This window comes from Duganella paludis (assembly GCF_054461335.1).
On sequence record NZ_CM136922.1, the window covers coordinates 3150216 to 3170935 of the forward strand.

At 68.9% G+C, this 20720-nt stretch carries 10 protein-coding genes; 4 read left to right on the top strand and 6 right to left on the bottom strand.

Translation table 11 applies throughout. The features are described from left to right. The first annotated feature begins 202 nt into the window (after window positions 1-202). The 3 genes from ACXZ1M_RS14110 (at window position 203) to ACXZ1M_RS14120 (ending at window position 15127) form a co-directional block, all read left to right on the top strand. Window positions 203-13282 (top strand): Ig-like domain-containing protein, encoded by a 13080-nt coding sequence (locus ACXZ1M_RS14110; RefSeq protein ID WP_459053758.1) that lies wholly within the window; start codon window positions 203-205, stop codon window positions 13280-13282. Between the two features lie 91 nt (window positions 13283-13373). Further along, the gene (locus ACXZ1M_RS14115; RefSeq protein WP_459053759.1) at window positions 13374-14210 is read left to right on the top strand and encodes a response regulator transcription factor; all 837 of its coding nucleotides are present in this window, start codon (window positions 13374-13376) and stop codon (window positions 14208-14210) included. After that, window positions 14207-15127 carry a histidine kinase gene (locus ACXZ1M_RS14120; RefSeq protein WP_459053760.1) on the top strand — a complete coding sequence of 307 codons (921 nt, stop codon included), beginning with the start codon at window positions 14207-14209 and terminating at the stop codon, window positions 15125-15127. The genes ACXZ1M_RS14115 and ACXZ1M_RS14120 overlap by 4 nt, the downstream gene beginning before the upstream one ends. A gap of 1 nt (window position 15128) precedes the next feature. Here ACXZ1M_RS14120 and prmC read toward each other — a convergent pair whose 3' ends face one another. The 5 genes from prmC to ACXZ1M_RS14145 all read right to left on the bottom strand — a co-directional run bounded on the left by prmC (window position 15129) and on the right by ACXZ1M_RS14145 (window position 19714). After that, window positions 15129-15971, bottom strand: coding sequence for a peptide chain release factor N(5)-glutamine methyltransferase (gene prmC / locus ACXZ1M_RS14125; protein ID WP_459053761.1), 843 nt, complete (start codon window positions 15969-15971; stop codon window positions 15129-15131). Beyond that, window positions 15968-16441 (bottom strand): disulfide bond formation protein B, encoded by a 474-nt coding sequence (locus tag ACXZ1M_RS14130; RefSeq protein WP_459053762.1) that lies wholly within the window; start codon window positions 16439-16441, stop codon window positions 15968-15970. The genes prmC and ACXZ1M_RS14130 overlap by 4 nt, the downstream gene beginning before the upstream one ends. A 67-nt stretch (window positions 16442-16508) precedes the next feature. After that, window positions 16509-17585: a peptide chain release factor 1 gene (prfA, locus tag ACXZ1M_RS14135; protein WP_459053763.1), complete on the bottom strand. Its 1077-nt coding sequence runs from the start codon at window positions 17583-17585 to the stop codon at window positions 16509-16511. 70 nt (window positions 17586-17655) lie between these two features. After that, entirely contained in the window at window positions 17656-18930 is a 1275-nt protein-coding gene (gene hemA, locus ACXZ1M_RS14140; protein WP_459053764.1) for a glutamyl-tRNA reductase, read from the bottom strand. Between the two features lie 94 nt (window positions 18931-19024). Further along, window positions 19025-19714 (bottom strand): response regulator transcription factor, encoded by a 690-nt coding sequence (locus tag ACXZ1M_RS14145; RefSeq protein ID WP_373989891.1) that lies wholly within the window; start codon window positions 19712-19714, stop codon window positions 19025-19027. A gap of 237 nt (window positions 19715-19951) precedes the next feature. On the opposite strand from ACXZ1M_RS14145, the gene ACXZ1M_RS14150 reads away from it, so the two are divergent. Continuing rightward, window positions 19952-20467 (top strand): hypothetical protein, encoded by a 516-nt coding sequence (locus ACXZ1M_RS14150; RefSeq protein ID WP_459053765.1) that lies wholly within the window; start codon window positions 19952-19954, stop codon window positions 20465-20467. On the opposite strand, the gene minE is transcribed toward ACXZ1M_RS14150, so the two are convergent. After that, window positions 20468-20719, bottom strand: coding sequence for a cell division topological specificity factor MinE (gene minE / locus ACXZ1M_RS14155; RefSeq protein WP_459053766.1), 252 nt, complete (start codon window positions 20717-20719; stop codon window positions 20468-20470). It lies immediately after the preceding gene. Window position 20720 lies beyond the last annotated feature (1 nt).

The following is a 20720-nucleotide window of genomic DNA, read 5'->3' on the forward strand; positions in this document are numbered from 1 at the left end:
TGCTGAGATTAACCGAAATTGGCCGAACTCGCCGGACGGCGGCAAAAAGAGCATTTTAACAAAATCGCCGCGCCTCCCTTGCGCGCCAGACAGCCTTGGCTTTTGCCACACCGGACAAATCGTTTGGCAAACGGAAAAATTTTGTAAACGATTTAAAGCTACTCATAATCGGTTATCGCCGACAGTGATGCGGAGAAGAAATATGAATAGGCAAAGCCCTCTCTATCGCTCTGTACTCTTCGTCGATGCGGGTGTCCTTGACGCCGACGCATTGACTGCCGGCGTTGCGGATGATGTACTTGTGGTTAAACTAGTTTCATGGCGCGACGGCGTGGAACAGATCGCCACGGTGCTGCGCAAGTATGCCGATCTCGACAGCATCCAGATCGTCTCGCACGGCGCCGAGGGCAGCCTGCAGCTGGGCAATACGGTGCTCGACGCCGCCGGCATGGCGCGCTACGCGGAGGCGCTGCAGGAGTGGGGCGCGGCGCTGGGCGAGAACGGCGACCTGCTGCTGTACGGCTGCGACGTGGCGCAGGGCGCCGGCGGGCTGGCCTTCATCGACGCGCTGGCGCTGGCCAGCGGCGCCGACGTCGCCGCCTCCACCGACCTCACCGGCGGCGGGCCGGGCGCCAACTGGGCGCTGGAACGCAGCACCGGCGCCATCGAAGCCGCCAGCGTGCTGGCGGTGCAGGACCAGCAGGCCTACGACCATACGCTGGCGCTGGTCAACGGCGGCGTGAACGGCACGCTGACCTTCAACACCAGCGCCGATGTCACGCTGCTCAACGCCACCGGCCTGGCGGCGGGCGCGGTGGTCCAGATCAACAACCTCCTCGGCACCGGCCTCGACCTGTATGCGCGCAGCAGCAATGGCGGCGGCGTGGTGGTGGTGAACGCCAATGGCACCAGCGTGCTCGGCGTGCCCCTCAACGATGACCGCCTGACCGTCAACGGTTCGCTGCTGTCGCCGGTCAGCTATGTCGACCTGCGCGCCGACAGCGGCGTGTTCGACATGATCAGCATGAACCTCGGCAGCGGCAACCTGGTCGGCAACCTGCTGGGCACCGTGGTCTACACGGTGTACGCGCTGGACGCCAATTACCAGCCGACCGGCGTCGGCGTGTCGTTGCTGAGTTTGGTCATCAACGAGTACGGGCTGTTGAACTTTGCCGCGATGGCGGACTTCAAGGGCATCTACGGCGTGCGCATCGTCAATCCGCTGGGCTTCGAGATCGGCATCGACGACATCACCGTCGCCAACGGGCGCGCGGCGCACAGCATCACCTCGGCCGCTTACAACGCCAACACCGGCGTGCTGAACCTGGCGGCGGTGGGCATCCACGCCGGCGACGCCATCGATCCGTCCAAGCTGACCATCACCGGCGCCAACGGCGCCAGCTACACCTTGACCTCGCCGGTGGCGAGCGCCTCCAGCAGCACGGCGGCCTCGATCACGCTGAACGCGGCCGACAAGCTGGCCATCAACGGCCTGCTCAACAACAACGGCGGCGCCAGCGTCGACGGCACCACCTTCAATATCGCGGCGGCGGCCAACTGGAACAGCAATCTCAGCAACGGCGTCGACCTGACCGGCAACGCCATCACCGTCTCCAGCGTGCAGCTGCCGAGCGTCAGTTCGGCCAGCTACAACGCCGCCACCCATGTGCTGACGGTGACCGGGGCCAACCTGGTCGGCGTGGCCGGCGCCGCCAACGACATCACGGTCGCCAAGCTCACGCTCAAGGGCGAGGGCAGCGTTTCGCGCACGCTCAGCACCACCGGCAACGTCGAGGTCAACGGCGCCAGCGGCTTCTCGGTCACGCTGTCCGGCGCCGACATCGCCGCCGTCGAGGCGCTGTTGAACAAGAACGGCAACAGCTCGGCCGGCGGCACCAGCTACGCGCTGTCGCTGGCCGACGACTGGAACAGCGTGATCGGCAACGCCAACACCGCCATCACCGGCGTCGGCGTGGCCGTCACCAACACCGCCAACAGCGCACCGACCATCAGCGGCACGGCCACGGCCGGCGTCAACGACAACGCCACCATCAAGCCGTTCAGCGGCGTCACGGTGGCCGACGTCAACGGTGACAACGTCAGCATGACCATCAGCTTCAACGGCGCCAACGGCACGCTGAGCGGGACCGGCCTGTCCGGCGGCAGCGGCAGCTACACGCTGAGCGCCGCCACCCCGGCCGCGCTGACCACCCAGCTCAAGGCGCTGACCTTCACGCCGAGCGCCAACCAGGCCGCCGTCGGCGTCGGCATCGCCACCGCCTTCACGCTCACCGCCACCGACGCCAACGGCCTGGCCGGCACGCCCAACACCAGCACCGTGATCACCGCCACCTCGGTCAACGACGCGCCGGTGCTGGGCGGCACCGCCGCCGCGCAGGCGGTGACGGCCGGCGGCACCGTGCGGCCGTTCTCCAGCGTCAACCTGAGCGATCCCGACGTCGGCGCCACGGTGATCGTCACCATCACGCCGGACAGCGCGGCCAAGGGCGGCTTCACGCCGGCCTCGCTGAGCGCCTCGGGCTTCGTCACCACCGACGGTGGCGTCAGCTATACCTTGTCGGCGGTGGCGCCGGCGGCGGCGCAGGCCGCGCTGCAGTCGCTGGTGTTCCAGAGCACGGCCGGGCTGAGCGCCACCACCACCTTCACCGTCGCCATCAACGACGGCAGCGTCATCGTCAGCAACAGCGCCACCACCGTGGTGGCGGCCACACCGAGCGGCACCACCGCGCTGAGCGTGGCCTTCTCCGCCGACACCGGCATCAGCAATACCGACCTGATCACGAAAACCGCCGCGCAAACCCTCAGCGGCACCCTCAGCGCCGGACTGGCGAGCGGCGAAACGGTGGAGGTGTCGCTGGACAACGGCGTCAGCTGGACCAGCGCCACCGCCGGCGTGGGCGCCACCAGCTGGAGCCTGGCCGGCCAGACCTTGAGCGGCGCCGGCACCTTGCAGGTGCGCGTGAGCAACGCCGGCGGCAGCAGCACGCCGCTCAGCGCCAGTTATGCGCTCGACACCACGGCGCCCACCACCACCTCGGCTTCGGCCTCGTTCCTGAACGACACCGGCGCCAGCAACAGCGACCTGATCACCAAAACGGCGGCGCAAACCATCAGCGGCACGCTGAACACCGCGCTGCAGGCGGACGAGCACGTCGAGGTATCGCTCAACAACGGCAGCACCTGGGTCACGGCCACCGCCGGCGGCACGGCGTGGAGTCTGGCCGGCCAGACGCTGGCCGGCAGCAACACGCTGCAGGTGCGGGTGGTGGACGCGGCCGGCAACACCGGCGCCGCCGTCGGCACCGCCTACGTGCTGGACACCACCGGGCCAACCGCGTCCATGAGCAGCAGCGTCAGCGCCTTGAAGAGCGGCGAGAGCGCCGTCATCACGCTGACCTTCAGCGAAGTCCCGGACGGCCTGACGCTGGGCGACCTGAATCCCAGCGGCGGCACGCTGGCCAACCTGAGCGCCACCGCCAATCCGCGCGTGTACACGGTGGAGTTCACGCCGAACGCCGGCCTGTTCGGCCTGCTGGGCGGGGTGACGCTGGGCGCCGCCAGCTACACCGACATGGCCGGCAACAACGGCGGCGGCGCCAGTTCGTCCACCATCACCATCAACACGCTCGGCCCGAGCGTGCTGATCACCAGCGACGCGGCGGCGCTGAAGAGCGGCGAGACCGCCAACATCACCTTCACCTTCAGCAGCCCGCCGAGCGGCTTTACCGCCGCCGACATCGTCGCCACCGGCGGCGCCATCAGCGGCTTGAGCAACGCCGGCGGCGGCGTCTACACCGCCGTGTTCACGCCGGGCGCCAACGTCAGCGCGGCGGCCTCGATCACCGTCACCGGCGGCAGCTACACCGACGGCTTCGGCAACCAGGGCGGCGGCGGCGTCACGCCGGTGGTGCTGGTCGACACCAAGGCGCCGACGCTGGCCATCACCACCAACGACGCCGCCCTCAAGGACGGCGACACCGCCGTGATCACCTTCACCTTCAGCGAAGCGCCGCAGGGCTTTGTGGCCGGCGACGTCAGCGTCACCGGCGGCGTGCTGAGCGGCTTCGGCGGCACCGCCAATCCGTTGGTGTACACGGCGCTGTTCACGCCCAACAGCGGCGTCAACGGCGGCACGGCCAGCATCAGCGTGGCCGGCGCCAACTACACCGACCTGGCCGGCAACGCCGGCACGACCGCGCCGACGCCGTCGATCAGCGTCGACACGCAGGCGCCGACCACCAGCGCAGCCAGCGTGGTGTTCTCGGCCGACACCGGCATCAGCAACACCGACCTGGTGACCAAGACCGCCGCGCAAACCGTCAGCGGCACGCTGAACGCGGCGCTGCTGGCCGGCGAGGTGGTGCAGGTGTCGCTCGACAACGGCGGCAGCTGGGTCAACGCCAGCGCCAGCGTGGGCGGCAGCGGCTGGTCGCTGAGCGGGCGCACGCTGACGGCCAGCGGCACGCTGCAGGTGCGCGTCAACGACGCCGCCGGCAACCACGGCCCGGCCTACAGCGCGCCCTACGTCTTCGACAATACGGCGCCGACGGTGGTGTTGAGCAGCGACCTGTCGGCGCTGCGCGCCGGCCAGCCGGCCACCCTGACCTTCAGCTTCAGCGAAGCGCCGTCCAATTTCTCGACCTCGTCGCTCACCGTCAGCGGCGGCACGGTCAGCGCGCTGGCGCCCACCGCCGATCCGCTGGTGTACACCGCCAGCTTCCTGCCGACCGCCGGCCAGACCGGCGTGGTGGCCTCCGTGCAGGTGAAGGCGAACGGCTACATCGACGCCGCCGGCAACAACGGCCAGGCCAGCGCGGCGCTGCCGATCACCATCAACACGGCAACGCCGACGCTGCTCATCACCAGCAGCGACACCGCGCTGCGGGCCGGCGACACCGCCACGCTGACCTTCACCTTCAGCACTCCGCCGACCGGCTTCGACGCCGGCGACATCAACTACAGCAACGGCACGCTGAGCGGCTTCGGCGTCACCGCCAATCCGCTGGTCTATACCGCGCTGTTCACGCCGGACGCCAACCTGGCCAGCGGCGCGGCGGCGGTGAGCGTCGCCGCCAGCGCATACACCGACGCCTTCGGCAACAACGGCGGCGGCGCCAGCGCGCCGGCCATCAGCATCGACACGCTGGCGCCGTCGGTGGTCATCACCAGCAATGTCGGCGCCGTCAAGGCCGGCGAGACGGCCACCGTCACCTTCACCTTCAGCGAAACGCCGGTCGGCTTCAGCGCTGCCGATGTCGCCGTCACCGGTGGCGCGCTGAGCGGACTGGCCGTCAGCAACGGCAATCCGCTGGTGTACACGGCCCTGTTCACGCCGACCGCCGGCATCCAGAACGTGAATGCCGGCATCAGCATCGCCGGCGGCGCCTTTACCGACGCGGCCGGCAATGCGGCCAACGCCGCGCCGACGCCGTCCATCAGCATCGATACCCTGGCGCCGGCGGCTACCATCGCGGCCGGCTCGGTGCAGTTCCTGGTCGATAGCGGCGCCAGCAGCACCGACCTGGTGACCAACGTCAGCGGCCAGACCATCAGCGGCACGCTGGCCGGCGCACTGGGCGTGGGCGAGTATGTGGAGGTATCGCTGGACAATGGCGCCAGCTGGAGCACCGCCAGCACCACCGCCGGCGCCTGGAGCCTGGCCGGCCAGACCCTGACCGCCAGCGACACGCTCAAGGTGCGCGTCAGCGACGTCGCCGGCAACCACGGCGTGGCTTATTCTGCCGCCTATGTGCTCGACACCACCGCGCCGACGGTCGCCATCGCCAGCAGCGCCGGCGCGCTCAAGGCCGGCGAGACGGCCACCATCACCTTCACCTTCAGCGAAGCGCCTTACGGCTTCGACCTGGGCGACATCAGCGCCAACGACGGCACGCTCAGCGCCTTGACCGCCACCGCCAATCCGCTGGTGTACACCGCCACTTACACACCGCTGGCGGGCCGGGACGGGGTCGGCGACGCCGTGGTGGTCACGGCCGGCGGCTACACCGACAAGGCCGGCAATGTCGGCGGCGGCGCCACCTCGGCCGCCATCACCATCGACACCACAGCGCCCGCCACCAGCGGCGCCAGCGTGGTGTTTTCCGCCGACAGCGGCGCGACCGACCTGGTGACCAACATCGCCGCCCAGAACCTGAGCGGCACCCTGAGCGCCAACCTGCAAAGCGGCGAGACGGTGGAAGTCTCGCTCAACAACGGCGTCAGCTGGACCAGCGCCAGCGCCACGGTGGGCGCGACCGGCTGGGCGCTGGCCGGCCAGACCCTGACCACCGGCGCCGGCCACAGCGTGCAGGTGCGCGTCAGCGACGCCGCCGGCAACCACGGCGCCGCCTACAGCGCCGCCTACACGCTCGACCAGAGCCCGCCGACGCTGGCCATCAGCACCAGCAAGGCGGTGCTCAACAGCGCCGATGCGCCGGTGATCACCTTCACCTTCAGCGAAGCGCCGCTCGGTTTCAACGCGGGCGGCATCAGTGTCAGCGGCGGCACGCTGAGCGGTTTCGCCGCCAGCGCCAATCCGCTGGTGTACACGGCGGTGTTCACGCCCACCGCCGGCCAAGCCGCCGGCGTGGGGGCGATCTCGGTGGCGCCCGGCGCCTACACCGACCTGGCCGGCAACGCCGGCGCCGCCGCCGCCGCACCCGCCATCACCTACGCGACGGTGGCGCCGGGCGTGGCCATCCTCAGCGACGTCGCCGCGCTCAAGGCCGGCGATACCGCCAACATCAGCTTCAAGTTCAGCACCGCGCCGACCGGCTTCGGCTTCGGCGACATCACGGTCGGCGGCGGTGCGCTGAGCGGCTTCACCGCCACCGCCGACCCGCTGCTGTACACCGGGGTGTTCACCGCCAACGCCGGCGTGGCCAACGGGCTGGGCACGATCAGCGTCGCCAGCGGCAGCTTTACCGACACCCTGGGCAACGCCGGCGTGGGCGGCGCCATGGTCGAGCTCAGCCTCGATACGCTGGCGCCGACGCTGGTCATCAGCAGCAGCGCCTCCACGCTCAACAGCGCGGGCACGGCCGTGATCAGCTTCACCTTCAGCGAAACGCCGGCCGCCTTCACCCTGGGCGACGTCATCGTCAGCAACGGCACGCTGGGCCCGCTGGTGCAGAGCGCCAATCCGCTGGTGTACACGGCGGTATTGACGCCGGCGGCCAACGTGGCGGCCGGCAACGTTGGCATCACGGTGGCCGCCGGCGCCTACGCCGACCTGGCCGGCAACGGCGGCGGCGGCGCCGTCGGGCCGTCTATCGTCATCGACACGCTGGCGCCGGCGGTGGCCAGCGGCAGCCTGCTGTTCTCGGCCGACACCGGCCCCAGCAGCACCGACCTGATCACGCGCACCGCCGCGCAAACCATCGCCGGCGTGCTGGGTGGCGGCGTGCTGGCGACGGGCGACGTGGTGCAGGTCTCGCTCAACAACGGCGTCAGCTGGGTGAACGCCAGCGGCACCGTGGGCGGCGCCTCGTGGTCGCTGGCCAACCAGACCCTGAACGCGAACGGCACGGTGCAGGTGCGGGTGACCGACGCCAACGGCAACCACGGCGCCGTGGTGGTCCACAACTATGTGCTCGACGCCACCGCGCCGACGGTGGCCATCAGCAGCGACAGCGCCGCCCTCAAGGCCGGGCAGAGCGCGTTGATCAGCTTTACCTTCAGCGAGGCGCCGGCCGGCTTCGCGCTGGGCGACCTGATCGCCACCGGCGGCACCCTGAGCGGCTTTACCGCCACCGCCAATCCGCTGGTGTACACGGTGATGCTGACGCCGACGCCGGGCCTGAACGGTAGCGCCGGCGTGACGCTGGGGAATGGCCTCTACACCGACATCGCCGGCAACAGCGGCGCCGGCGGCGGCATGCCCGCCATCAGCCTCGATACCTTGGCGCCGACCTTGTCGATCCTGAGCAGCGCCAGTGCGCTCAAGGCCGGCGAGACGGCCACCATCACCTTCACCTTCAGCGACGCGCCGAGCGCGTTTGCGCTGGGCGATATCAGCGCCCCCAACGGCACCGTGAGCGCGCTGACCGCCACCGCCAATCCGCTGGTGTACAGCGCCACCTTCACGCCGGCCGCCGGCACCGCCGGCGCCAGCACGGTGATCAGCGTGGCCGGCGCCGCGTATGCGGATGCCGCCGGCAATAACGGCGTCACTGTCGGCAGTGCGCCGATCGCGATCGATACGCTGGCGCCCACCACGGCCGGCGCCTCGGTCAGCTTCTCGGCCGACCACGGCCCCGGCGGCAGCGACCTGATCACCAACGTCGCCACGCAGATCATCAGCGGCACGCTCGATGCGCCGCTGGCGGCCGGCGAACAGGTGCAGGTGTCGTTGAACAATGGCGTCACCTGGCTGAACGCGCTGGCGTCCGGCCCCAGCGGCTGGGCGCTGACGCCGCAGTCGCTGAGCGGTAGCGGCACCTTGCAGGTGCGCGTGACCGACAGCGCCGGCAACAGCGGCCCGGCCTTCTCGGCCGCCTATGTGCTGGACCTGGTGGCGCCGACCATGACCGTCTCCAGCAACGCCACCTCGCTCAAGGCCGGGGAAGCGGCCTTGCTGACCTTCACCTTCAGCGAAGCGCCGAGCTACTTTACGGTGGCCGACCTGGTGCCCGTCAACGGCACGCTGAGCGGCTTCACCGTCACCGCCAATCCGCTGGTGTACACGGTGTTGCTGACGCCATCGGCCGCGCTGGGCGGGGCCGGCGCCGGCGTCACGCTGGCGCCGGGGCTGTACATGGATGCCGCCGGCAATACCGGCGCGGCGGCCAGCTCGCCGCTGATCAGCATCGACACCGCGCCGCCGCTGCTGTCCATCGCCAGCAACGCCGGCAACCTGAAGATCGGCGAATCGGCCGCCATCACCTTCACCTTCAGCGAAGCGCCGCTGGGTTTCGCGCTGGACGACATCGTGGTCGGCGGCGGCACCCTGAGCGGTTTCGGCCTGACCGCCAACCCGCTGGTGTACACGGCGTTGTTCACGCCCACGCTGGGCCTGGCCTCGGGCAGCGGCACCATCACGGTGGCCGGCGGCCGCTTCGTCGATGCGGCCGGCAACGCCGGGCTGGCGGCGGCGGTCACGCCGATCAGCTACAGCACGCTGGCGCCCAGCACCGGCGGCGCCACCGTGCTGTTCTCGGACGACACCGGCGCCGTCGGCGACCTGGTGACCAGCGCCGCCCTGCAAGACATCAGCGGCACGCTGAGCGCCAACCTGCAGGCCGGTGAAGTGGTCGAGGTCTCGCTCGACAACGGCGTCAGCTGGCTGCCGGCCGCCGCCGCCGTCGGCACCACCGGCTGGATGCTGGCGCCGCTGGTGCTGACCGGCAGCGGCGTGTTGCAGGTACGCGTGACCGACGCCGCCGGCAACCATGGCGCCGCCAGCGCCACGCCGTATGTGCTCGACAGCGTCGCGCCGGGCGTGAGCATGAGCGCCAACCGCAGCAGCCTGAAGGCCGGCGAGAGCGCCACCGTGACCTTCACCTTCAGCGAAGCGCCGCAGGGCTTCACCGACGCCAGCCTGACGCTGGCCAACGGCACCATCTCGGGCGTGACGGCCACCGCCAATCCGTTGGTCTACACCACGGTGTTCACGCCGTCGCCCAACTACAACGGCAGCTCCGGCATCACGCTGGCGGCGGGCCAGTTCGCCGATGCCGCCGGCAACCCCAGCCTGGCGGGCGCCAGCGTCGCCATCGTTTCCGACACATTGGCGCCGACCCTGGTCATCACCAGCAACGCGACCACGCTGAAGGCGGGCGAGACGGCGGTGATCACCTTCACCTTCAGCGAGGCGCCGGCCGGCTTCGCGCTGGGCGACGTCAGCGTCAGCGGCGGCACCCTGGGCAGCTTCGGGGGTAGCGCCAATCCGCTGGTCTACACCGCCGTGTTCACGCCCACGCCGGGCGTGGCCGGCGCCAGCGCCGTCATCGGCGTGGCGCCCAGCGTCTACAGCGACGCCGCCGGCAACGGCGGCGCCGGCGGAACGCCGCCCGCGCTCAGCTTCGACACGCTGGCGCCGCTGTCGGCGGCGGTCGGCGCACCGCGCTTCCTGTTCGACACCGGCAGCAGCGCCACCGACCTGGTGACCAGCACGGCTTCGCAGACGGTGAGCGGCACGCTGTCGGCCGCACCGGCGGCCGGCGAGACGGTGCAGGTGTCGTTCGACGACGGGGCCAGCTGGAGCACGGCCACCTTCTCCACGGCCGGCCAGGTCACTACCTGGAGCCTGGCGCACGTGTTGAGCGGCAGCGGTGTGATGCGCGTGCGCGTGGCCGACGCCGCCGGCAACCACAGCGCCGAGAGCGTGACGGCCTATGTGCTGGACCAGGCTGTGCCGGGCGTGACCGTCAGCAGCGACGTCACCACGGCCAGCGGCGCGGCGCCGGCGCTGATCACCTTCACCTTCACCGAAGCACCGGTGGGCTTCAACCTGGGCATGGTGACCGCCACCGGCGGCACCTTGGCGGACCTGCAGGCGACCGCCGATCCCAAGGTCTACACCGCCAGCTTCACACCGACGGCGGGCGTGGCCAGCGGCTCGGCCAGCATCACCGTCACCGGCGCGTACGCCGATGCGGCCGGCAATACGGGCGCCGGCGGCGCGCTGCCGGGGCTGCTGATCGACACCGTGGCGCCGGCGGCGACCGCCGGCGGGGTGAGCTTCATCAGCGACAGCGGCATCGTCGGCGACCTGATCACCAACGTCGCCTCGCAACAGCTGGACGGCGACCTGAGCGCGATGCTGGCGGCCGGCGACGTGGTGCAGGTCTCGCTGGACAACGGCGCCACCTGGCAGAACGTCGCCACCTCGGTCGGCGATACCAGCTGGAGCCACAGCGTCACCTTGTCCGGCGCAGGCGTCCTGCAGGTGCGCGTGGTCGATGCGGCCGGCAACGCCACCAGCGCCTATGCGGCGAACTATGCGCTCGACACCAGCGCGCCGACGGTGGCCATCAGCAACGCCGGCGGCGCCGTGGGCCAGGGTGGCAGCGCCACCATCGTGTTGACGCTGAGCGATCCGGCCGTGCTGACCCAGGGCGACCTGGTCGTCACCGGCGGCGTCGTCACCGGCTTCAGCGGCAGCGGCACCAGCTACACGGTGATCGTCACGCCGCCGGCCAACAGCACCACGCCGATCACCGTTGGCGTCGGCGGCGCCTTGTTCAGCGATGCGGCCGGCAACGCCAACGCGGCAGCCACGCCGCTGGTGGTGAACGTGGACACCAATGCGCCGGTGATCCCAGGCGTGCCATCCATGGTGGACGGGGTGGAGATCCACACCGCAGCCGGCATCGATGCGCGCACCGGCCTGGCCACGCGCACAGTGACGGTGCCGCTGATCACCGCCAACCGGCCGGAAGACAGCAGCACCGCGCACGCGGCGTTGGCCGACATTCCGCTCGGCCTGGCGGCCAGCGCGCAGGGGCCGGCCACCAGCCTGGTGGTCAGCCTGCCGCTGGGCGTGGGCTTCGAGGCGTCGGGACCGGCTTCGCTGCTGAGCGGCGACATGGCGTTGATGGATTTGATCGGCCGCATCGACGACAACACGGTGGCTGGGCAGGCCACGCGCGCGGCCATGGAGGCGCAGGGGCGGATGTTCCTCGACAGCCTCGACCCCGCCACACAGCTGCAGCACGCCACGCTGAAGATGTCCGCCGCCGCCGGCGCCGGTGCTGTGAGCGATGTCTGGGTGATGATCGACGGCGAGGCGATTGCGGCCACCGGCGGCCCCGGCGCGCAGCACGACGCCGCCGCAGCCCAAACCGCGATCGGCCTGGTGATCGACGCCCGTTCGCTGCCGCAGGGCATAGGGTTGCAGCTTGACGACCTCGATTTCGCCGCCATCATCGGCGCGGCGACGGTGCAAGGTGGCGCCGGCAAGAACTTCTTCATCGGCGACGGCGCGGCGCAGCACATCGTGCTCGCCACCGGCGCCGACAACGACACCTTGTACGGCAACGGCGGCGACGACGTGCTGGTCACGGCGGCCGGCAACGACCACCTGGACGGCGGCGATGGCCACGATCACCTGGCCGGCGGCGCTGGCGGCGACGTGCTCGCAGGCGGCGCCGGCAACGACGTGCTGCAGGGCGGGCGCAGCGACACCGGCCAGTGGCAGTTCTACCTGAAGGATGGCAAGGTGATCGGCCTGCATCAGATGGCGCTGGCCGGCGCCACGCCGATGGAAACGCTGACGGCGGCCGACTTGAACGGCGAGGTCGCCACGCTGGCCTTCACCGACGCCGCCGCTGCGCAACTGCAGAAGCTGTCGCTGCTGTACCACGCCACGTTCGGACGCGCGCCGGACCTGCCCGGCCTGAATTTCTGGGCGCAGCACGGCGTCATGGACACGCAGTGGCTGGCGCGGGAGTTCCTCGACCAGCCGGAAGCCGTGACCGGCGGCCTGTCCGCGCTGAACAACCACGACTTCGTGCTGCGCCTGCTGCAGAACACGCTGGGCGCCACGCCCGATGACGCAGCGCTGGCGCCCTGGCTGGCGCGGCTCGACGCCGCCACCACCGACATCGCCGGGGCGCGCGCCGGCGTGCTGGCCGACATTGCGCTCAGCGCCGCGCACCAGGCGGCGTGGCTGGGCGCCAACGGCTATGCGCTGGGCGGCCAGCTGGTGCTGGAGGAGCAGGGCTGGATCGCCGCGTCCGGCAACGACCGCCTGGAGGGCGGCGCCGGCGACGACCGGCTGGTGGGGGGCGATGGCGTCGACACCGTGGTGTACGGCGGCGCGGCGGCCGGCTACGGCCTGGCGCTGAGCGGCGGCGGCGAGGTGATGATCGCCGAGCCGGACGGCGCGCGCGACACCATCGTGCAGGTCGAGCGCGGCGAATTCAACGGCGTCGCGCTGGATCTGGGCTTTACCCAAACCGCCGCCGGCACGCTGGAGGAACTCGGCATGCTGTACCACCTGACGCTGGGGCGGGCCGGCGATTTCGTCGGCTTCAAGTACTGGCTCGGCACCGGCCTGGAGGGCAGCGCGCTGGCCGCCGGTTTTGTCGATTCGGCCGAATTCACCGCGCGCTTCGGCCAGCTGGACGATGCGGCCTTCATCACCCTGATGTATCAGCACACGCTGGGGCAGGCGCCGGCGGCCGGGGCGCTGGCGCAGTGGGACGGCTATCTGGACCACCACAGCCGGGCCGACCTGGTGGCGCTGCTGGCCACCGATGTGACGCTGGTCGGCAGCCAATACGGCGCCGGCGGCCTGAGCCTGATCGCCGGCTTGTAGCATGCAATTCTGATGCGTGTGAACCGGGTTTTGGACGAGGAGAAAATCAACAGAACGCAAGCAAGCACATGCATAATCGGGCGTAGTTTCTTTGCGGGAGTGCGTCATATTTGCCCTGACCACAAGCGAGCAAGCCAGGCCCGACATCCTGATCGTCGATGACGACCGGGAGGAGTTGCGCTTGCTCACCGATCTGCTGCGGCGCCAGCTGTGCCACGTGGCGGGCGCCAGCGACGGCATGGCCGGCTACCAGGCGGCGCTGGCGACGCCGCCGGACCTGATACTGCTGGACGTGCGCATGCCGGGCGTGGATGGCTTTGCCGCCTGCCGCCTGCTCAAGGCCAATCCGGCCACGCAAGCGATCCCGGTGATTTTCCTCAGCGCGCTCGACGATCCGGAGGAGCGCGTGGCCGGCCTGGCCATGGGCGGCGTCGACTTCATCGCCAAACCCTACCATCCGCCCGAAGTGTTCATGCGGGTGCGCATCCACCTGGAGCTGGCGGGGCTGCGCAGTGCCGTCGTGCCGGTGCTGATGGCGCCGGCCCTCCCGCCCGAGGTCGCCGCGCACCACGACCTGGATGAAGTGGTGGCCGCCGCCGCCGTGCGCCTGATCGACGACAACCTGGCGGCGACGCTGACCCTGGCCGGCATCGCGCGCGCGCTCGGCACCTATGAAAAGCGTTTGTCGCAGGCCTTCCGCCGCCATGCGGGGATGACGGTGTTCGCCTACCTGGGCGAGGCGCGCATGCGGCGCGGGCGGCAGCTGCTGGCCGACACCGACATGAGCGTGCAGCAGATCGCCGAGCAGACCGGCTTTCGCAGCGCCGCCAACTTCGCCACCGCCTTCCGCGAGCATGTCGAGGCCACCCCCACCGCCTACCGCCAGGCCATGCGTTTGCATGGCGGGTCCGCAGAGCCGCAGCCGTGAAACGCGACGAGCGGGAAGCACAGCGCATCCGCGCCAGCCTGCTGGCGGCGCTCAACCACGATCTGCGCGCGCCGCTGGCGCGTATCGCCACCAGCGCCGCTTCCGGCTGGGCCGACCTGGCGGCGATGGAGTCCGAGGCGCGGCGTCAGCTGGAATGGCTGTCCGATTTGCAGGAATGCGCGCGTTGCGCGCTGCAGGCGCCGGAGTTGGCCGTGGCGCCGGCCTACCTGCACGCGATGATGCGGCATGTCACGCACGACGCCGCCGAGCTGCCGGCGCTGGCCATGCTCGATGCGCGCCGCCTGATCCAGGTGCTGGCGCGGGTGCGCGAGCGCAGCGACGGCCAACTGGCGCTGCGCTCGCGGCGCCTGCCCGGCGAGGTGGAGCTGGCGTTCCAGGCCGGCGTGCCCGATGGGCGGTGGAGCGAGGTCACGGCGTCGCTGGCAGACCCGCACATCCTGCCGGGCGTGATGCTGGCGGCGCATCTGGTGCGCGCCATGGGCGGCGTGTTGGAGCAGAGCGGCGACGCCCTGCGCTTTACCCTGCGTGCGCCGTTGGCCGAGGAGCAGGACGCCATGCCGCCGACGCCGCATTTCGACTGGCCGGAGCCGTTCGGCAGCGGCCATGCGATTTTGCTGCTGGAGCCGCACCAGCCGATGCAGGACTACCTGAGCGAGGTGCTGGAGAGCGCGGAATTCGACGTTCATTACGAGCCGGGCGACCGCGATCCTGCGCTGATCCTGTGCGCCGATGAAAGCGTGTGGGAGATGTGGCCGCGCGGCGCGGCGCCGCCGGTGCTGCTGCATGCGCTGACGCCGCCGCTGCGGCCCGAGTATTTTGTCGAGGTGCTGTACAAGCCGGCCCCGGCCGCGCAGTTGCTGTCGGCCTTGCGGCGGCGGCTGCAGATCAGGCTGTGACTTAGGCTGAGACTCTGCCGCCGCTGACGCGTTCGATGCCGGCCAGGTCGCGCCAGCTTTGCACCTCGGTGTAGCCGGCGCCGGACAGCAGCGCGCGCACTTGCGCCGACTGGTCGTAGCCGTGCTCCATCAGCAGCCAGCCCCGCGGCTTGAGGTGCGCCGGCGCGCCGGCGATGATGGTGCGCAGCGCCGACAGGCCGTCGGCGTGGTCGGTCAAAGCGCCCACCGGTTCGTAGCGCAGGTCGCCTTCGGACAGGTGGCGGTCGCCGCTGGCGATGTAGGGCGGATTGGAGGCGATGACGTCGAACGGCGCAGCGCCTTGCAGCGCGGCGTACCAGTCGCTTTGCAGGAAGCGCACGCGCGCGTTGTTGGCGGCGGCGTTGCGCTGCGCCACGGCCAGGGCGTCGGCGCTGACGTCGAGCGCGGTGACGTCGGCGTCCTGGCGGGTGTGCGCCAGCGCGACGGCGATGGCGCCGCTGCCGGTGCCCATGTCCAGCACGCGGCCTTGCGGCGGCAGGCGTTCCAGCGTCAGCTCGACCAGCAGTTCAGTGTCGGGACGCGGGATCAGCACGGCGCCGCTGACTTCAAACGGCAGGCCGAAGAATTCGCGCTGGCCGACGATGTAGGCGACCGGTTCGCCATCGAGGCGGCGCTGCACCAGCGCGGCGAAGCGCTGCGCTTCTTCTGCCGTCAGCACGCGCTCCGATTGGGTGATCAGGGCGATGCGGTTCAGGGCCAGCGCGTGGCACAGCAGCACGCGGTAGTCCAGCGCGTCGAGCAGCGACTGCCGTTGCAGCACGGCGATGGTCACGCCCGCGACGATGGCGCTGGTGTCGGCGATCATGCGCGCGCGCGGCGGATCAGCAGCCAGCCCAGCGACAAGGTGAACAGGCCGAACCACAGGAACGACCACTGCGGAATCGACAGGCCGAACCACGGCGCGGTGGCGTCTTCGCACAGGCCGTCGGCTTTGAACAGGAAGGGCAGGTAGGTGGCGGTGGGCACTTTGTTGAGGAAGGTCTCGACCGGGTCGATGCCGCAGGACAGGCCCGGATGCGCGAGGATCCACAGGTGCTTGCCGGCCGTGCCCAGGCCGCCCAGCGCCGCCAGCAGGCCGACGCTGGCCAGCGCCTTGGGCTTGCTGGTGTAGGCGCCGATCAGCGCGCAGATGCCGATGGCGATGAACAGGTAGCGCTGGATCACGCAATACGGGCAGGGCAGCATGTCGAGGCCATGCTGCAGGTACAGGGCGACGCCGATCAGGCCGAAGGCGGCGAGGGCGATGGACAGCAGCAGGGAGCGGGTATGTATCATGAGGTGATCCGTTGGAGTGAGAGCGCCAATTCTCGCACAATGTTGTCAGTCAGGCCTTAGGCCCTTCTTAATCGCCGAGGGCGGCCAGCAGTTCGGCCTGGTGCTCGGCGATCAGCGCGTTGGTCATCTCGGTCAGGTCGCCGTCCATGATGAAGTCCAGCTTGTATAAGGTCAGGTTGATGCGGTGGTCGGTCATGCGGCCCTGCGGGTAGTTGTAGGTGCGGATGCGTTCGCTGCGGTCGCCCGAGCCGATCAGGCTCTTGCGGGTGGCCGCTTCCTTGGCCTGCGCCTCGCGCAGCTGCACGTCCTTGATGCGGGTGGCCAGTACCTTCATGGCCTGCGCCTTGTTCTTGTGCTGCGAGCGGTCGTCCTGGCACTCGACCACGATGCCGGTCGGCAGGTGGGTGATGCGCACGGCCGAATCGGTCTTGTTGATGTGCTGGCCGCCGGCGCCCGAGGCGCGGTAGGTGTCGATGCGCAGCTCGGACGGGTTGATGTTGACGTCCTCGACTTCGTCCGCCTCCGGCATCACCGCCACCGTGCATGCCGAGGTGTGGATGCGGCCCTGGGTTTCGGTGGCCGGCACGCGCTGCACGCGGTGGCCGCCCGATTCGAACTTCAATTTGGAGTAGACGCCGTTGCCGACCAGGCGCACGATCACCTCGCGGTAGCCGCCCAGGTCGGATGACGATTCCGACACCATCTCCACCTGCCAGCGGTTGCGTTCGGCGAAGCGGGTGTACATGCGCAGCAGGTCGCCGGCGAACAGGGCCGACTCGTCGCCGCCGGTGCCGGCGCGGATTTCGAGGAAGATGTTGCGCTCGTCGTTGGCGTCCTTCGGCAGCAGCATCTTCTGCAGCTCCAGGTCCAGTTGCGCGGTGCGGCCCTTGGCCGCTTCGATTTCTTCCTGCGCGAAGTCCTTCATGTCGGGATCGGACAGCATCTCTTCGGCGGCGGCGATGTCGCCCAGCGCTTCCTGGTAGGACTTGTAGACCGCCACCAGCGGGCCGATCTCGGCGTGCTCGCGGGTCATCTTGCGGTAGCTGTCCATGTTGTCGGTGGCGCCCTCGGACATCAGCAATTCATCGAGTTCGACCAGGCGGTTCGCCAGTTGATCGAGCTTGGCCAGCATGGATGGTTTCATAGCGTATTCTTGGAAAGTGAAACGGAGCCGCGCGGGTGGCGGCGGAAGAAGGTAGAGCGGAGGCGGGGAGCTAACGGCGGCCGCGGAACATCTGCGGCAGCAGTTCGGCCAGTTGGGCGCGTTCTTCGCCCTGCGCACGGTGCAGCGCCTGCTGCGGCCCGTGCATGAATTTCGCGGTCAGGCCCTTGGACAGGGCTTCCAGCACGGCGTCGATGTCATCGCCCCGGGCCAGCATCTTGCGCGCGCGTTCGAGCTCCAGCTGGCGCAGCGCTTCGCCGTTTTCCTGCAGGCTTTGAATCACCGGCACCACGGCACGGTCGTCGACCCAGTGCATGAAGGATTGCACGCGGGTTTCAATGATGGCTTCGGCCTGGGCCACGGCGGCCTGGCGGTTTTCCATGCCGGCCTGCACCACCTTGCCGAGGTCGTCCACGGTGTACAGGAAGATGTCGTTCAGGCGCGCCACCTCCGGTTCGATATCGCGCGGCACGGCCAGGTCGACGATGAACATCGGCTTGTGGCGGCGGGCCTTGATGGCGCGCTCCACCATCCCGAGGCCGATCAGCGGCAGCGAGGAGGCGGTGCAGGAAATCACGATGTCGTACTGGTGCAGCCGGTCTTGCAGCTCGGCCAGGCGGATGGCGCGGCCGCCAAAGCGGTGGGCCAATTCCTCGCCGCGATCGAGCGTGCGGTTGGCGATGGTGATGGACTTGGGATTCTGCGCCGCGAAGTGGGTGGCGCACAATTCGATCATTTCGCCGGCACCGATGAACAGCACGTTCTGCTCGGCGATCTTGTCGAAGATGCGCTGCGACAGGCGCACGGCGGCGGCCGCCATGGACACGCTGTGGGCGCCGATTTCGGTCGAGCTGCGCACTTCCTTGGCCACCGAGAACGAGCGCTGGAACAGCTGGTGCAGATAGGTGCCGAGGCCGCCCGCTTCATCGGCGGTGCGGATCGCGTCCTTGATCTGGCCGAGGATCTGGGTTTCGCCCAGCACCATGGAGTCGAGCCCGGAGGCGACGCGGAAGGTGTGGCGCACGGCGTCGTGCTGCGGCAGCATGTACAGGTGCGGGCGCAGCTCGGCGTAGTTGAGCTTGTGGAAATCGGCCAGGAAATGGGCGCCGGCGTCGAGCGGGTCGGGCACATGGCTGGCGGCGTACAACTCGGTGCGGTTGCAGGTCGAGAGGATGGCCGCTTCGTCGGAGCCGCGATGGTCGATCCGCTCGAACCACGAGCGCGCCGCCACCACCGCCTGACCCAACTGCTCAGGGGCGAACGCCAGCTGCTCGCGTAGCGAGACCGGTGCGGTGGTGTGATTGAGGCCGACGGCGAGCAGCTGCATTTCGGGTCCAGACGATAATTATGCGGTCATTATACCGTGACTACCCTGGTGTTGCCCGGCGGACTGCCTAAAGCTATAGCAGTTGTCGTCGTAATCAGGCGCCCAGCTTTTCCAGGCGGTAGCCGTAGCTGTAGACCGGCACTAGGCGGAAGCCGTTTTCCGGTTTGAGTTGCAGTTTGTTGCGCACGCGGGAGACGTGGGTGTCCATGGTGCGCGAGGGGATGGCGGTTTCGCGGATCCAGACCGCTTCATGAATATAGGCGCGCGACAGCGGCCGACCGATGTTGCGGAAAAATAACAGGGCCAGGTAGAACTCTTTGTGCGTCACGTCCAGGACAATGCCGTCCATCAGCAGGCGGCCTGGGCGTGTTTCGAAGATGTATTGTCCGAATTGCAATTGTTCGGCGCCGTTCTGGGCCGGGTACGCGCGGCGCAGCAGGGCTTGCACGCGGGCCACCATCTCGCTGCGTCGCAGCGGCTTGATCATGTAGTCGTCGGCGCCGGCGGCCAGGCCGGCGACGATGTCGTCCTCGCCGGAGCTGGTGGTGAGGAACAGCACCGGCGCATTGTCGGGCAGCTTTTCCTTGGCGCGGCGCAGCACTTCGGTGCCGCTCATGTCTACCACCTGCCAGTCCAGGATCAGCATGTCGTAGCTGTCCTTGCGCAACTGTGCCAGCACGTCCCGTGACGTCTGAAAACTATGACAGATGTGGCCGGCCGAGGTCAGGACCTGGCAGATCAATTCCGCCTGGCTGCGGTCGTTGTCGAGTACGGCGATTCTCATACTGCTGCCTGCTGGAAAATGTTAAGGAGAAGTCACTCCAAATATAACAGAGATTCACAAAATCATTAGCAAAACAGCTAATTTATTTTTTATATGGACACTATAGTTATAGGTGTAGCAAGCTTTTAATTCCCTGTGCGCGCCTATGCAGTCGTTACAAGGTACACTGGAAAAACACCGATTTCAATGCAGAAGTTGAAAAATAGCAAGAATGCCCAACGGGGGCAGGGAGGTCTTATGGGCAACAAAAAAGACACAAATTGGACGCTGGTACCGGCCTCCGAACGTGACATTGCCGCTGTGCGGGAGCGCTGCCGGCAACTGGTGCGGCGCCGCGCGATGGTGTCGGCCGGGGTGGCGGCGGTGCCGATTCCGGGCCTCGATGTGGTGTCCGATTTGCGCCTGTTTGCGTTGTTAATTGACGATATCAATCAGGAATTCGGTCTGTCCGAGCAGCAAATCGAGCGTCTGAAGCCGAAATTCCGCCTGATCGCCTACGAAGCGGCGATCGGCGTGGGCGGCATGCTGGTGGGGAAACTGGTGACGCGGGAAGTGGTGATGCACGTCTTGCGGCGCACCGGGTTCAAGATGGTGGCCCGGCAGGCCACCAAGCTGGTGCCGCTGGCCGGACAGATGGCCTCGGCGGGGATCGGCTTTTTCGCTTTCCGCCAGATCGGCTACCAGCACGTGGAAGCCTGCGCCAAGGTGGCGCAGGAGTTGGTGTCGGCCGGCGTGCACCGCCAGCCCGCGTGATTACGCGTCGGGCAGGACTACGTTGACGTCGAGCACTTCCAGGTTGCCCTGGCGGTCGAGCGAGATCTTGATGTCGTCGGCGTTGACCTTGGTGTACTTGGAAATCACCTCGATCAGTTCCTTGTGCAGCGCCGGCAGGAAGTCCGGGCCGGCGCGGCCATTGCGCTCGCGCGCGATGATGATCTGCAGCCGCTCCTTGGCCGCGGTCGCGGTTTTCGGTTTAGTCGGAAACAGGAAAGAAAGCAGTGCCATG

Bases quoted from the DNA above. Each gene is read 5' to 3' on its own strand.
- ACXZ1M_RS14110 (WP_459053758.1), top strand. From the start codon at position 203: ATGAATAGGCAAAGCCCTCTCTATCGCTCTGTACTCTTCGTCGATGCG.
- prmC (WP_459053761.1), bottom strand. From the start codon at position 15,971: ATGATCGCCGACACCAGCGCCATCGTCGCGGGCGTGACCATCGCCGTG.
- ACXZ1M_RS14130 (WP_459053762.1), bottom strand. From the start codon at position 16,441: ATGATACATACCCGCTCCCTGCTGCTGTCCATCGCCCTCGCCGCCTTC.
- prfA (WP_459053763.1), bottom strand. From the start codon at position 17,585: ATGAAACCATCCATGCTGGCCAAGCTCGATCAACTGGCGAACCGCCTG.
- hemA (WP_459053764.1), bottom strand. From the start codon at position 18,930: ATGCAGCTGCTCGCCGTCGGCCTCAATCACACCACCGCACCGGTCTCG.
- ACXZ1M_RS14145 (WP_373989891.1), bottom strand. From the start codon at position 19,714: ATGAGAATCGCCGTACTCGACAACGACCGCAGCCAGGCGGAATTGATC.
- ACXZ1M_RS14150 (WP_459053765.1), top strand. From the start codon at position 19,952: ATGGGCAACAAAAAAGACACAAATTGGACGCTGGTACCGGCCTCCGAA.
- minE (WP_459053766.1), bottom strand. From the start codon at position 20,719: ATGGCACTGCTTTCTTTCCTGTTTCCGACTAAACCGAAAACCGCGACC.